Source organism: uncultured Faecalicoccus sp. (assembly GCF_944325745.1).
Taxonomy (GTDB): Bacteria; Bacillota_I; Bacilli_A; order Erysipelotrichales; family Erysipelotrichaceae; genus Faecalicoccus.
In genome coordinates this window covers 1-15,603 of sequence record NZ_CALVBG010000024.1, presented here as the reverse complement: position 1 = coordinate 15,603, position 15,603 = coordinate 1, and the positions used below count along the sequence as shown (strand labels likewise).

The window sequence follows — 15,603 nt, the reverse complement described above, 5'->3', positions numbered from 1 at the left end:
TCCATCATAAAGTCCCAGTTGGCAGCTTGTTCCGGAAATAAACCAGTGTGTTTGAAACCGGTGGGAGAAATCTTGAACCGCAGTCCCTTGTAGCCAATCGTCCAAAATTCCTTGATGGGCTTGATTGTCTGCCAGTGACCGCCGCCGCTTTTAGAACGATGATAGATTGCGTCCGCCTTGTTCCAATCGGGATTTGATTCATCGATTGGCCAAACACAGACAGGATCCGGCCGGCGTAAGATGATTGAGTTCCAACGCTCCAGTTTTTCTTTGTTTCCTGTATCTAAGACTTCATAGTCTTTCCAATTATTTGCACATTGATTCATGTGTGTTATTATAACACAGTTAATGAATGATTTTGATATAATAATCAAAAAGGAGATCCCAATGTTTGTTCAATTACTTTGTAAAGACCGAAATCAAAAAGAAAAAGATGAACTTTATCAAGTTTTAGCAGCTTTGGCACATCGTGAACAGTTACAGATCGAAGAACGAGGAGATATCGTCGAATTGGATGTTTGTCCGCAAGGGAAGATCCAAGTCAGCGAAGAAGGACGGCAAGTGATCATGAGCGCTAACACGCGCCATGGTGGCCCGGGTTTTCATGCGTTTTGTGTGGATCTGTTTTTGGATATTCAACATGAATTGCCTGGAGACTATGAACTGATCGATGATTTAGAACTGGATAAGGACGGGAATTTTCATCGTATCTTTCATTTATACGAAGATGAAGTGGAATATCTTCGAGGAGAATTAGTCAGAAAAAGACCTTTGTATTATAAGAATTACCTTTATGATTCCACTTTTTTCTTACCGTTGGAAAAAGAAAATGCGGTCGCGACGCCCATAGGATATTTGGATACAAAAGAGTTTATTCATATGGATCCTGAAGCTTTGATGGATAATTTTTTTGTTTGGAATACTTGGGACAAAACGGCCCAGTATTATAAAAACACAGCCTTGTTGCTGATGGCCAAAGAAGGGTATGGACCTTTCGCTTTAATGAATGATCATACGTTAAAAATGGCTCATTTGATCTGTGATTATTTAGAGATTGCTTTTCAAAAAGATCCTTCTTTGACCTATCCTGTCAAAGAATATAGAAACTACATCTCTTTATTAGGACGGGATGATCGCCTGCAAAACGCAAAATCCATGGAACAGGAAGTTTTCCAATATCGTTTGCAGGAAGTGTATCATCTTTTCGACAATGCGAAAGTTGTCGCTTTCGGTGCGTGTGAGCGCAGTTTTGATCCGGTTTTAGAAGCTATGTGCCTGATGTCACCACGCACGGAAGAGCATGCATGGGACTACTTTATTCAAGTTTCTAAAAAGCCGATGATCTGTTCTTCGATTCCAGAATTAGAGAAACAAGATCCGATTCCATATCAGGGAAAATCAATCTGGATACTTGTTCATGAGGAAGAAGGATTCCCAATGATTGACGCGAAGATCCGTCAGCTCGATGAAGAATTGTATTTTCACATTGTTTTCAAGGAAGAGAACCAAAAAGATTATTTGATCCGCTGCATTAAAGAAAGTGGATTTGTTCAAGTAAATTTTTAACATCTCTTTTGAAACCGTTTTAAAAAATTGTAAATACCTGACAAAAGTGTTAAAATTTGTTCGAGCAAATAGCGTTTTTATGAATAAATAGGAGGGTTTTATCATGTTAAAAGGTATTGCTGCTAGCGCCGGGGTATCCGTTGCGAAAGTCTACAAGCTTGAAACGCCGAATGTTGTCATTGAAAAGAAACAAGGCGATCCTCAGGCTGAAATTAAAAAGTTTGATGAAGCTTTGGAAAAGACAAAGAAAGATATCGAAGGTGTTAAGGAACGAGCCGCAAAACGTCTCAGTCCAGAAGAACTGGCTGTATTTGATGCACATTTAATGATGGCAGGAGATCCAGAACTTGCTTCTCAGATCAAGGGAATGATCGAAAGCCAGTCAGTCAATGCCGAATATGCAACGGAAGAAGTTGCTTCCATGATGATTTCGATGTTCGAAAGCATGGATAATGATTATTTTAAAGAACGTGCTGCGGATGTTAAGGACGTTACGTTCCGTTTGAAATGCAATCTGTTAGGATTGACGATCCCAGATCTTACTAGTATTGATGAAGATTCGATCATCGTTGCTCATGATTTAACACCAAGCGATACGGCACAGTTAAATGAGTACGTAAAAGGTTTCGCTACGGAGATCGGTGGTAAGACAAGTCACTCTGCCATCATGGCAAACTCTTTAGAGATCCCTGCGGTTGTTGGATGCCCAGGTGTTTTAGATGCAGTTAAAACAGGAGATGTCTTAGCTTTAGATGCTCTGGATGGGGAAGTCGTTGTCAATCCCGATGAAGAAACTGTAAAAAAATTCCAGGCGAAGGCCGAAGCTTATGCAAAAGAAAAAGAAGAATTAAAAGTTCTTGTCACTGAAAAATCAGTGACTAAGGATGGTCATGAAGTTGAATTAGCTGGAAACATCGGAGGATTCAAAGATGTTGAAGGTGTTCTGAAAAACGGTGGAGAAGGGGTAGGCCTTTTCCGTACAGAATTCTTGTATATGGATTCCGATCATTTCCCAACTGAAGATGAACAATTTGAAGCTTACAAACAAGTTCTCGAAGGTATGCAGGGAAAACGTGTTGTAGTTCGTACTTTGGATATCGGTGGAGATAAGCACTTGTCTTATTACGAATTCCCGCAAGAAATGAACCCATTCTTAGGCTATCGTGCAATTCGTCTGTGCTTGAAAGAAACAGATATCTTCCGTACACAGCTTCGTGCATTATGCCGTGCTTCTGTCTATGGTAAACTTTGTATCATGTTCCCGATGATCGCTACGGTCAAAGAATTCTGTGATGCTAAGGCAATCTATGAAGATGTAAAACAAGAATTGATCCATGAAGGTGTTGCCGTTGCGGATAATATCGAAGTTGGTATGATGGTTGAAATTCCAGCAGCTGCTGTTTTGGCTGATCAATTCGCAAAATATGCTGATTTCTTCTCTATTGGTACGAATGACTTGATCCAGTATTCTATGGCTGCTGACCGTATGTCCGAACATGTATCATACTTGTATCAACCATTCAACCCAAGTGTATTGCGTTTGGTTGCCAATACCATCAAAGGTGCACATTCTCAAGGGAAATGGGCTGGTATGTGCGGAGCCATGGCTGGGGAACCCAATGCCGTTCCGATCTTGTTAGGTTTGGGACTGGATGAATTCTCTATGAGCGCTACTCAGATCTTAAAAGCTCGCAAGGTTGTTAAATCTTTGAGCTATGAAGAAATGCAGGAATTAGCTCAGGAATGCTTACAAAAACAGACCGCAGAAGAAGTTTTGGAATACGTTAAATCCAAAGTTCAATAATGCACTGAAAAGTATAGACTTTCGCAGTCTATACTTTTTTACTGTTTTTTTACTTTTACTTAGCTGAATAGTAACAACCATCCTCTATGATGAGTTTAGATAGAGGATGGTTTTATGTTATATATATTAGGTTTTTGTAGTATCGCATTCAGTTTATTAGGGTATATCAAAACAATTGTTTTTCCGGCGAAAAATAAAGAACGCTTGGAGGTGCTCGCCTTTGCACTCTTATTAATAGGAATCATATTCCTCTTAGGAACTTGCGGAATATCCGTCTCTGCCGTTATGGCTTCTTGTGGTTTTATTTTCTATGTCGCTTTGGTTTATCAAGTCTTGATTTAAGAACTGCTTGAATTTTTGTCGAGTTTCCCCTAAACTATATTCATAAATGCGTTGAATAGAAGGAGTAATCTTGTGGAAGGTCAAGAGAGTCCTTGGCTGGTGGAAAAGGATCTGGAAACAAGATGAAGGTAGTCTAGGAGCTGGCCTTTGAACTTAAGTAGAAGGCACCGCAAACCGGCGTTATCGGTAATAAGGTATGCTTTTCGCATATGAATTTAGGTGGTACCACGTTTAACACGTCCTATGGGATGTGTTTTTTTATTATCGAGAGGAGAAAGAACCATGGAACCAAAATATGATCATTTAAAAGTGGAATCCAATATTTATGACCAATGGGTCAATAAAGGTTATTTTACGGCTGGCGATGTATCGAAACATCCTTACTGCATCGTGATCCCGCCACCGAATGTAACAGGGAAATTACACTTAGGACATGCCTGGGATACAACTTTACAAGATATTATTTGCCGCTATAAACGTTTACGCGGCTATGATGTGTTGTGGGTATCCGGGATGGATCATGCGGGAATCGCTACGCAGGCGAAAGTGGATGCCCGTTTAAAGGATGAAGGCATTTCAAGATACGACATCGGAAGAGAAAAATTCTTGGAACGAGCTTGGGAATGGAAAGAAGAATACGCAGCTACAATTCGTAAACAGTGGGCCAAACTTGGGCTGTCTCTGGATTATTCTCGTGAGCGTTTTACTTTGGATGAGGGGTTGTCCAAGGCCGTACGTAAGGTATTCGTCGATCTATACAACGATGGTTTGATTTATCAGGGAGAACGAATCATCAACTGGGATCCGGAAGCCAAGACGGCTTTATCAAATATTGAAGTCGAACATAAAGAAATTCCGGGACATATGTATTATTTCAAATATAAAGTTGTGGAAACAGGGCAGGAATTAGTCATTGCGACCACGCGTCCGGAAACAATGTTTGCCGATCAGGCAATCTTTGTACATCCTGATGATGAACGATATAAGGATATCGTCGGACTGCATGCGATCAATCCGGCCAATGGAGATGCCTTGCCGATCATGGCGGATGATTATATTGATATGGATTTTGGTACGGCTGTCATGAAATGTACGCCAGCGCACGATCCTAACGATTTTATGTTGGCCAAGAAATATGATCTACCTATGCCGATTTGTATGAATCCGGATGGCACGATGAATGAAATGGCACATAAATATGCAGGAATGGATCGTTTTGAATGCCGTGAAGCGCTGGTAAAAGATTTTGAAGCTGCCGGTGTCGTTGATCATATTGAGGAACATATGCATCCGGTAGGGCATTCACAACGTACCGGAGTGATCGTTGAACCTTATTTGAGCAAACAATGGTTTGTAAAGATGAAACCATTAGCTGATGAAGTTCTGAAAAATCAAAAGATCGAAGATCAGAAGATTTCCTTTGTTCCATCGCGTTTCGAAAAAACATTTGAACAATGGCTGGAAAATATTGAAGATTGGTGTATTTCTCGTCAGTTATGGTGGGGACACCGCATTCCAGCTTGGACAAACAAAGAAACGGGAGAGCTTTATGTCGGGATGGAAGACCCGCAAGATTTGGAGAACTGGATCCAGGATGAAGATGTTTTGGACACCTGGTTCTCGAGCGCATTGTGGCCTTTCTCTACGTTAGGTTGGCCGGAAGATACGGCTGATCTGGAGCGTTATTTCCCGAATGATTGTCTGGTGACGGGCTATGACATCATCTTCTTCTGGGTGGCTCGTATGGCTTTCCAGACTCGTTACTGCATGAAAAATCGACCTTTCAAAGATGTTTTGATTCATGGCTTGGTACGCGATCCGCAAGGTCGTAAAATGTCAAAATCTCTGGGGAATGGAATCGATCCGATGGATGTGATCCAAGATAAAGGTGCGGATGCGCTGCGCTTTTTCTTGACGACCAATTCAACACCAGGATTGGATTTGCGCTTTGATGAGAAGAAACTTGATTCAGCTTGGAACTTTATCAATAAGATCTGGAATGCAGCACGGTTTGTTCAGATGCAGTTGAATGATGAGATCCCGCAACTGGATCTGGATCGTTTAAGTGAAGTTGACAAATGGATCCTTGATCGATTTGATCAAGTTCTTGAAAATGTTACCGGTAATATGGAACGATATGAATTTGCCATTGTCGGAAACGAATTGTACAACTTTGTATGGGATGATTTCTGCAGCTGGTATATTGAATTGAGCAAGGCGAGCCTGTATAGTGAAGATCCGGAAGTTGTGGCATCGACAAAAGCGGTTTTATATACAATCTTGATCAATATTTGTAAATTGCTTCATCCGTTCATGCCTTTTGTGACAGAAGAGATCTATATGTCATTACCGCATACAGCAGAAAGCATCAATTGCGAAACATGGCCTTCTGCGATTCCGGTTGATTTCTCGTCGCAAGATCGTCAATCTGTATCTTTGGCTCTTTCCATTATTTCAAAGGTTCGTGAAATTAAACAAGAATACAATTTAAAACCAAGCGAATCACTGAGCATTGATATTGTCGATGAAAATGGAGCTCCTCAAATATTGTCCGATTATTATCAGAAGATGATTGACCGCATTTGTCATGTTCACTTTGAAACGATAACGGATGAAGAAGTTTTGACGAGAACTTTGGATTCCGCGGTTCTAAAAGTACGCATGGGAGATCTTGTTGATCTGGAAGAAGAGAAGACAAAACTCGAAAAAGAGATTGGACATCTTCAAAAAGAGATCCAGCGGGCAGAAGGAATGTTAAAGAATCAAAACTTTATTGCCAAAGCCCCGAAAGCCAAGGTCGCTCAAGAACGGGATAAATTAGAGATGTATAAAGAAAAACTCTCATTGACACAAACAAGTTTGGAAGATGTCTTGAAAAAACTGAATTCTTAAAAGGTCTGTTGATCCAACAGATCTTTTTTATTGACTTTATCTTAGAACATGATAATATTTAGTCACTAAAAGATTAAGACACTTAATTAAAGGAGGGCCTATGTCAAAGGAAAAAACAATGGAATTGATCAATGAATCCATGTTGACTTTAATGGAGTTTACTCGTAAAAATCGCGGACCTATCAAAGGGTTTCGGTCAAGGGATCTTAATATCTTGATTTATATTCTGATGCAGGAGAATCAGGAACCAGTCACAATGTCTCAACTTGCACAAAATCTAAAAGTGACCCCGGCTGCTGCCAGTCAAATTATTTCTGGTTATGAAAAAAATGGATGGGTCAAACGCGTTCGATCGGAAGAGGACCGTCGTACTGTGACGATTCAAGTGACAGATGATATTCGCGAAAAGATCCTGTCCAAATGGAAAGAGCATCAAAATTCATTAAGCTGTTTTTTAGATGAGCTTGGAGAAGAGGATTGTGAAAATTTATATCGAATTTTAAATAAGATCATCGATTTTTCTCGCAAGAATCATATCATTGATCCTATTGATCAATGAACAATGCGAAAGGATTATTATGAAACGAGTTAAAATTGATTTAAATCACTATGAATCGCAAACACAAGCACTTGAGGATCTGTATTCGGTTTTAGATCTTCCGAAGCATGAATGCCTGGATATTTCTAGTCTTAAAGAGGATATGAAAGAGATTACGGAAGATATCGTGATCGAGCTTGGACAAAAGTCTGTTGTCTCAGATGAGCTTGTTCAGCTTGTAGATGCTTTTGAAGAAATACAAAGAGAAAATGATCATGTGTTTTTGATCATCAGTATTCAATAAAGAGATCTTGGATTTCCAAGATTTTTTTTCGAGAAGTTAATTAGTGGCGTCTAATTAATGACTTTGATACAATAAACTCAAGAAGGGACATAGATACTATGAAAAAAGGGATCTTAGCTGTTATTATTATCGTTATCATTGTTTTTATCGCGGGGGCAGGTGCTTTCTTTTTCCTGCAGACAGATCTAAATAAAGCCCGTCAAATTGCTTTAGAGCAAGTGGGAGATGATCAAGCAAAAATCGTTGAAGAGAAAGTAGAGAAAGATTTCCTTCTATCGGAGTATGAGTTTACGATCCAGACGGATACTGAAAAATTTGAGGTACAAATCAGCGGTTTTGGACAAGTCAGCAGTTTTGAAACAGAAACTTTACCGTCTTATCCACAAAACAATCAAACAAATGATTTTTGCCCAAATAATTCACAGACTGCCAATACAGATGGATCGAATATCGGATTAGAGAAAGCTCAACAAATTGCTTTACAACAACATCCAAACGGATCAGTCAAAGGAACCGATACAGATCATGAGTATGGAAAGTTGATCTATGAAATCGAAGTGATCGAAGATCAGACGGAGTATGATTATACAATTGATGCCGCAACCGGTGAGATCTTGCACACGAAACAAGAGAGTATTTATGATTAAGGCCATAAGGCCTTTTTATTTTTTATTATTTTTCTTTATTACTTTTTATTATTCTGTTATACTTGAGTTGGTGATGATATGTTTGTAGAAGAACGACAAGATTTGATCTTAAAAGAACTGCTTGAAAAAGGCAGTGTGCGTGTCAAAGAACTCAGCGAAAGGTTCAATGTGACTGAAGATTTGATACGAAAGGACTTGAGTGCTTTAGAAAAATTAGGAAAATGCAAGAAGATCTACGGCGGTGCTATTCCGAGCAAACAAAATGTTAATCGGAAAAAAGCTTCACAAAGAAAGACATTAAATTTAGAGGAAAAAAAGAAGATTGCGCAAAAAGCGGTTGGTTTGATCCAAGAAGGAAATGTCGTGTTTCTGGATATCAGCACAACTGTTGTGGAATTGGCCCGTGAGATTGCCCGACAGAACCTGAATATCACAGTAGTGACCAATTCATTAGAGGCCGTTAATCTTTTGATTCCCAGTGATGTCAATGTGATCTTCATTGGCGGAGAATTAGATTATGGGAAAGATGGATTCGTTGGAAGTCTTGCGGATCAGATGCTTGAAAACTTTCATTTTGACTTGGCATTTTGTGGGGTCGTTGGCTTAGATCTAGAGGAAAATGCCGTTTATACCTATATGGCCAAAGATGGAGTGACCAAGAAAATGGTCGTCGAACGCTCGAAGGCCGTCTATCTATTGGCTGATCATGATAAGTTTAATCAATTAGGGAACTATAAATATACTACGATCGATTCGGTGACCGGATTGATCACCGATCAAAAGTTAAACTCGATACAACGAAAATACTGTCGAAAATATGGGTTAGAATGTTTCGAATAGGAGGAAGAACCAATGGAAAGAATTCAGATCTTAAAAGAAAAAATGTTATCGCAACCACGTTATGTCAGTATTGAACAAGCTTTGATCATTACAAGAACATACAAAGAACATGAAAATGAATCTGCACAAATGAAACGTGCTTACGCTTTGTATAACGCTCTTCACGAACTAGAGATCGGGATCGAACCTGAAGAATTGATCGTTGGGAACCGCACCAAAGGTGTACGATACGGAGTGGTTTTTCCAGAAAGTGGAATCAGTTGGGTCGATCGTGAATTAGAAACGATTTCGAATCGCCCGCAAGACAAATTTTTAGTTCGTGATGAAGATATCATAACTTTTAGAAAAGAGATCTTGCCCTATTGGAAAGGCAAGAGTTTAGAAGATGTACTGCGTTCAAGAGCAGGCCATGAAATTGATGCGATCAGTAAAGTTGTCAAGATCAATCAAAAAGATCATGCGCAAGGACATATTTGTCCTAATGTAAAGGAGTGGCTCGAAAAAGGACCTTCAGGACTTCAAAAGGAGGCGCAGGAACATTTAAATGATTGTTCCGACAATCAACGAGATTTCTATCGCTCCATCGTGTTGGTCATGGATGGTGTAAAAGATTTTATGATGCGCTATCATGATCTACTGATTCAAGAATCTCATGTATATCCAGCTCATGCATCGGATATGAAAAAAGTCGCTGCGATTTGTAAAAATTTGAGTCAAAGACCGGCGCAGACATTCCATGAAGCGGTGCAGTCGCTTTGGTTCTTATTTGTGATCCTGCATATGGAAAGCAATGCTTCGAGTTTTTCGCCCGGTCGCTTGGATAAAACTCTGTATCCATACTATAAAAAAGATATTGATGAATTGCGGATCAATGATCAGGAAGCTTTAGAGATCATTGAATGTCTATGGTTGAAATTTAATCAAATCGTCTATTTGCGAAATCAAAACTCTGCCAAATACTTTGCGGGATTCCCAATTGGTTTCAACATCGCGGTAGGGGGTGTTGATGAAGAGGGAAATGACTTCTGCAACGAATTAAGTCATTTGTTCCTGGACGCACAAGAAGATCTGGGATTGCCGCAGCCGAATCTGAGTGTACGTCTTCATGAACATACCAATGAAGCGCTTTTGCGCCATGCGGTTCGCGTTGTTTCAAAGGGAAGCGGAATGCCTCAGTTCTTTAATGATAAGGCAATTATCCATGAAATGGAAAAACTGGGGATTTCTTCTAAAGACGCAAAGGATTATGCGATCGTGGGTTGCGTTGAATTGACCACGCAAGGGAATAATTTAGGCTGGTCCGATGCGGCAATGTTCAATATGAATAAAGTCTTAGAACTGACACTGAACCATGGAAGATGTCTGATCACGAATGATCAATTAGGACCCGATCTTGGATCTTTGAGCACGTATGAAACTTTTGAAGATCTCGAGGTAGCTTTCCAGAAGATGATGTTGTACTTTATCGAAAAAATGATCCCGTGTTGTGAAGAAGTGGAGAAAGCCCATATCGATATTCTTCCGACTGCTTTTTTGAGCAGTGTGATCGATGACTGTATGGAAAAAGGAATCGATGTAACTCGTGGCGGTGCCCATTATAATCTATCGGGAATCCAAATGATCCAGGTTGCCAACTTAGCGGATTCTTTAGCAGCCATTAAAATGATGGTCTATGATCAAAAACGCATTGGCGCAAAAGATCTTGAAACAGCTCTAGAACATGATTTCCAAGGATATGAAGTGATGCGGCAATTGTTGTTGAACCGCGTGCCAAAATATGGGAATGATGTTGAATGGGTTGACCAACTGGGAGCAAAATGGGCTCAATTTTTCCGTGATACATTGAGAAACTATACAAACTACCGCGGTGGTCTCTATCACAGTGGTATGTATACTGTGAGTGCCCATGTTCCTATGGGACAAAATGTGGGAGCCAGTGCCGATGGAAGACTCTCGCAGACGCCTTTGGCTGACGGGGGATTATCGGCGGTTTACGGGCGGGATCTAAAAGGCCCGACTGCCGTATTGAAATCAGTTTCTCGATTGAATGACGATTGTACAACGAATGGTGGTCTCTTGAATATGAAGTTTTTACCGGAATTCTTTAAGACCGAAACCGGGATTCAAAAATTCTGTAATTTTTTGAGAACGTTTGTCGATCTGGAAATTCCGCATATTCAGTTCAATGTGGTTCGCAGGGAAGATCTGCTGGCAGCGCAGAAACATCCGGAACAATATAGTTCTTTGACAGTACGAGTAGCAGGGTATACGGCCTATTTTACGGAATTAGCCGGTGACCTTCAAAATGAGATCATCGCAAGGACGTCTTATGACAACATCTAATCTGCAAGTTTTTGATATCAAACGGTTTTCAACTCATGACGGGCATGGTATCCGCACAACAGTCTTCTTTAAAGGCTGTCCTCTGCGCTGTAAATGGTGTCAAAATCCGGAGGGATTGCTTCCCAAAAGACAAGTTTTATATATGGAGAATAAGTGTATCCATTGTTTAAGCTGTGTTCACACCTGTCAAAAACATGGGGTGAGATTTCTAAAAGACAAGATCTTATTGGATCGAAACGCTTTAGAAGATTGGGATAAGATCATTGACGCTTGTCCGACCAGGGCTCTACAATTTGATTCTTCCTCGTATTCTGTTTCTGAACTGATACAAGAAATCAAAAAAGATGAATCCTTCTTCCGGTATGGAGGCGGTGTTACGATTTCTGGGGGCGAACCTTTTTTACAGCCAGAAGGCTTACTGTCACTTTTGAGTGCATGCAAAGAAGAAGGGATCCACACCGCGATTGAGACTAGTCTTTATGTCGATCAAGAATGGATCCAGAAAGCTTTACCCACTCTTGATCAGATTTATGCGGATTGTAAAGTTTTTGATTCAACCAAGCATAAAGAGTGGACGGGTGTAGATAATTCGAAGATCTTGGAAAATATACGATATTTGTTGACATCGGATAAAAAGGATCAGGTGATCATTCGGACGCCTTTGATCCCAACCATGACAGCGACACAAGAAAATATCGGACAGATTGCCGCGTTTTTGAGTTCGATCTACCCGCAAACGCATTATGAGATCTTAAACTACAATCCGTTGGCAAAATCGAAATATGCATATTTAGATATGGATTATTGTTTCGAAGAGAATCCTAAACTCTACTCGCCGGAAGTTATGGAATCTTTTTATCGAGTGGCCAAAGAGAATGGTATTCAAAATTTGATCATCGAATGATAAAGATTGAATTTTACTTTTAAGTTCGGTATAATAACCGCAATGAGGGAGTAGTCTCGTAATCTGCGTGATTGTTCAACATACCCGAATGTTACATTCTGGACAATCTTAAAGACAAGACTCATTAAGGACAAAGGTTCTTAATGGATCTTGTCTATTTTTTTGATAAAGGGAGGAACTTATGTCAATCTACAACCAAAATCCGGCAGATGTTTTGAAGTCATTCAATTCGAGTACTGAAGGTTTGTCTAACGACGAAGTAAAAAAGAGACAAGAAAAGTATGGACTTAATCAAATGAATCAGTCGAAACCCAAAAGTCCTTTGATTATTTTCTTGGAACAATATAAAGATCTGCTGGTTATTGTGCTGATCTGTGCGGCCTTGATTTCTGCCGTTTCTGGAGAGTTTGTCAGCACCGCTGTTATTTTAGTCGTGATTACTATCAATGCGATCTTGGGAACGATTCAAACTTTGAAAGCACGTAAATCTCTAGAGAGTTTACAAAAGTTATCGACGCCACATGTCAAGGTTTTACGAAATGGTCAGGTGGAAGAAATCTCCAGCGATCAGTTGACGATTGGAGATATTGTCTGTGTTGAAGCAGGAGATGTCATTGAAGGGGATGGACGTATTTTAGAAGCCGCCAATTTACAGATCAACGAAAGTGCTTTGACAGGAGAATCCCTTCCTCAAGAAAAAAGTGTGACGGCATTGGAAGGGGAAAAACCTTTGGCCGATCAAACCAACATGGTTTTCTCCAGCGGTTTGGTGACCAACGGAACGGGAAAATATGTTGTAAGTGCGATTGCGATGGATACGCAGATCGGGCATATTGCGACGATGATTGAAAATGCATCCGAGCGAAAAACGCCTTTACAGAAAAGTTTGGATGAATTCTCTGTAAAACTGACCATCAGCATCTGTGCAATCTGCGCCATTATTCTTTGTATCAATGTGGTGTTTGCGCACGAAAATATTCTCGACGCCTTATTGATTGCGGTTGCTTTAGCCGTTGCGGCGATTCCGGAAGCACTAGGCTCGATCGTTACGATCGTTTTGTCGATTTCAACACAAAAGATGGTCAAAGAAAATGCAATCATCAAACAGTTAAATGCGGTAGAAAGTTTAGGCTGTGTTTCGATCATCTGTTCGGATAAGACAGGAACATTGACACAAAATAAAATGAAGGTCATGGATGTATTTGCCAATCAAGTTGCTTTTGCACCCGAAGCTCTAGATGCCAGTGATCATTGCCATGATGTCTTGTTAAAAGAATGTTTGCTATGCAACAATGCTATCTATCGCGAAGATAGTCAAATTGGAGATCCGACAGAAATTGCTTTGCTGGAACTCTTTGATAATTATGGAAAAAAAGATGGCGATTATGTCGTAGAGACAGAACGTTTAAGCGAGATTCCGTTTGATTCCAGTCGAAAGATGATGTCAATCAATTCGCGGTTCCATCTTTATACAAAAGGGGCCGTGGATGAGCTTTTAAAACGCTGTACCCAGATTTTGATCCATGATCAAAAGCGACCTATCACAGAAGAAGATAAAGATTTGATTCTTTCAAAGAATGAAGAATATGCAAAAAAAGGTCTTCGTGTCTTAGGGTTTGCTTATAAAAATATGGAGCCAAAAGAATTAGATTACGAAGATGAAAATGATCTTTGTTTTGTCGGGATGGTGGCACAAATGGATCCTCCGCGCGAGGAAAGTAAAGATGCGGTTGAAAAATGCCGCATTGCCGGTATCAAACCTATTATGATCACGGGTGACCATGCGATTACGGCCCAAAGTATCGCGCAACAGATTGGAATCTTTATAGAAGGTGACATTTGTTTAGAAGGGGCTCAGTTAGAAAAGATGAACGATGAAGAGCTCGATCAAATCTTACCAAAAGTTTCTGTTTATGCCCGTGTGGCCCCAGAACATAAGATACGCATCGTAAAGGCGTGGCAAAAGCGTAAAGAAATCGTTGCCATGACAGGGGATGGTGTCAATGATGCACCAGCTCTCAAACAAAGTGATATTGGTGTTGCGATGGGTATCACCGGAACGGAAGTTTCCAAAGATGCCGCCAGTATGATCTTGATGGATGATAATTTTTCTACAATTGTTAAAGCGGTGATCACCGGAAGAAATGTGTATGCCAACATCAAGAATGCGATCACATATTTATTGTCTGGTAACTTCTCAGCAATCTTAGCTGTCGTATTTACTTCGGTATTATTCTTGCCGACGCCATTTACGGCCGTTCATTTGTTGTTTATCAATTTGATTACCGATTCTTTACCGGCGATTGCGATTGGAATGGAAAAGGGAACCGATGATATTCTTCGACAGAAACCGCGAAAAAGTGATGATTCTATTTTGAATCGTAAAACGATGATCCAAATTGGATCAGAAGGATTGATTATCTTTATCTTTGTGATGGCGGCGTATTATCTCGGATTGCAGACATCGGCTTCGCTTGCTAGCACGATGGCTTTTGCAACTTTATGTCTTTCTCGTCTGCTTCATGGGTTCTCCAGCCGTTCGGCCTTACCGCTTTATAAGCTATCGATCAATGTGTATAGTTGTTTAGCTTTTGTAGTTGGAGCGGGATTGTTGATGCTGATATTACTGGTACCGGGTCTTCATGGATTATTTACGATTGCTCAAGATTTAACACTCACACATATTGGCTGGATCGTACTTTGTGCACTTGGTTCTTTTATATGTGTCCAGATCGTACGAATCATCAAAATGAAAATGTATCATTAAGAGGCGAAACATTCGTCTCTTTTTTTATATGATAGATGGACATTTTTTGTTTTGGGCAATAACAACGCAGTTGTTAAAGGCCATAAAACTCTATTCAAGACTTTCAACAAAAATAAAATATAGGATTTAATATTGTGGATTTCTATACCGAAAACAAAAGGATAGAGAGGTACATGCTTTGGATTTTGACATGATTCACTTTGCATTTATATCGGTTTAAATCCAACACTTTCTAGATATAGAAAAGCGATCAACCATAAAGATTAACCGCTTATTAAATTAGGATTTGTAGCTTTGTCAACTTCCCGATACTGTAATCATATATTTCTCACTTCTGTTTAGATTTATGATTGATGATCACTTTTATCACAATGCAAATCAGTAACAAAATAATGGTCAATACACCATATATCAAGATGCTTGTATACCACGGTGCTGATTGCACAACGTATAATTCGGGATGAGTTTTGAAATCCCAAACAGTATAAACCCCGTGTCCAATAAATACACCAATAAAAACTGCAATAAAGATGTTTATAATGATGTTTATTTTTTTCATGCAATCACACTCCCTTGGGTAAATTCCGATTTATTTCTCTAATATTCTTTTCAAATCCATAATAAACTGTGTTTGCTGTTTTTTTAAATATGATTTT

General features: G+C 39.8%; 11 protein-coding genes, 1 pseudogene and 1 other annotated feature. Of the genes and pseudogenes, 11 read left to right on the top strand and 1 reads right to left on the bottom strand.

Annotated elements, in window-relative coordinates; translation table 11 throughout:
- Nucleotides 1-326 (bottom strand): annotated as a pseudogene (locus Q0J48_RS03890) (SAM-dependent methyltransferase); the annotation flags it as partial.
- Between the two features lie 61 nt (nt 327-387).
- Between Q0J48_RS03890 and Q0J48_RS03885 the strand changes: the two are divergent.
- The 11 genes from Q0J48_RS03885 (at nt 388) to Q0J48_RS03835 (ending at nt 14,947) form a co-directional block, all read left to right on the top strand.
- Nucleotides 388-1,566, top strand: coding sequence for a hypothetical protein (locus Q0J48_RS03885; protein WP_296241823.1), 1,179 nt, complete (start codon nt 388-390; stop codon nt 1,564-1,566).
- Nucleotides 1,567-1,669: 103 nt separating this feature from the next.
- Nucleotides 1,670-3,370 (top strand): phosphoenolpyruvate--protein phosphotransferase, encoded by a 1,701-nt coding sequence (gene ptsP / locus Q0J48_RS03880; RefSeq protein ID WP_296241821.1) that lies wholly within the window; start codon nt 1,670-1,672, stop codon nt 3,368-3,370.
- 114 nt (nt 3,371-3,484) lie between these two features.
- A complete protein-coding gene (locus Q0J48_RS03875) occupies nt 3,485-3,712 on the top strand; it encodes a hypothetical protein (RefSeq protein ID WP_296241820.1) in 228 nt (75 codons plus the stop codon).
- Nucleotides 3,713-3,754: 42 nt separating this feature from the next.
- Nucleotides 3,755-3,959 (top strand) — a binding site (T-box leader).
- A 35-nt stretch (nt 3,960-3,994) separates the two neighbouring features.
- Entirely contained in the window at nt 3,995-6,604 is a 2,610-nt protein-coding gene (locus Q0J48_RS03870; RefSeq protein ID WP_296241817.1) for a valine--tRNA ligase, read from the top strand.
- Between the two features lie 100 nt (nt 6,605-6,704).
- On the top strand, nt 6,705-7,163 hold the full coding sequence (locus Q0J48_RS03865; RefSeq protein WP_296241816.1) for a MarR family transcriptional regulator: 459 nt from the start codon (nt 6,705-6,707) through the stop codon (nt 7,161-7,163).
- A 19-nt stretch (nt 7,164-7,182) separates the two neighbouring features.
- Nucleotides 7,183-7,446 carry a hypothetical protein gene (locus Q0J48_RS03860; RefSeq protein WP_296241813.1) on the top strand — a complete coding sequence of 88 codons (264 nt, stop codon included), beginning with the start codon at nt 7,183-7,185 and terminating at the stop codon, nt 7,444-7,446.
- A 98-nt stretch (nt 7,447-7,544) separates the two neighbouring features.
- Nucleotides 7,545-8,093 (top strand): PepSY domain-containing protein, encoded by a 549-nt coding sequence (locus Q0J48_RS03855; RefSeq protein ID WP_296241811.1) that lies wholly within the window; start codon nt 7,545-7,547, stop codon nt 8,091-8,093.
- Nucleotides 8,094-8,171: 78 nt separating this feature from the next.
- Nucleotides 8,172-8,933, top strand: a complete 762-nt coding sequence (locus tag Q0J48_RS03850) for a DeoR/GlpR family DNA-binding transcription regulator (RefSeq protein ID WP_296241809.1) — start codon at nt 8,172-8,174, stop codon at nt 8,931-8,933.
- 12 nt (nt 8,934-8,945) lie between these two features.
- Nucleotides 8,946-11,276: a formate C-acetyltransferase/glycerol dehydratase family glycyl radical enzyme gene (locus Q0J48_RS03845; RefSeq protein ID WP_296241807.1), complete on the top strand. Its 2,331-nt coding sequence runs from the start codon at nt 8,946-8,948 to the stop codon at nt 11,274-11,276.
- A complete protein-coding gene (locus Q0J48_RS03840; RefSeq protein WP_296241804.1) occupies nt 11,239-12,180 on the top strand; it encodes a glycyl-radical enzyme activating protein in 942 nt (313 codons plus the stop codon). The genes Q0J48_RS03845 and Q0J48_RS03840 overlap by 38 nt, the downstream gene beginning before the upstream one ends.
- Before the next feature lie 181 nt (nt 12,181-12,361).
- Entirely contained in the window at nt 12,362-14,947 is a 2,586-nt protein-coding gene (locus Q0J48_RS03835) for a cation-translocating P-type ATPase (protein ID WP_296241802.1), read from the top strand.
- Nucleotides 14,948-15,603: the final 656 nt, after the last annotated feature.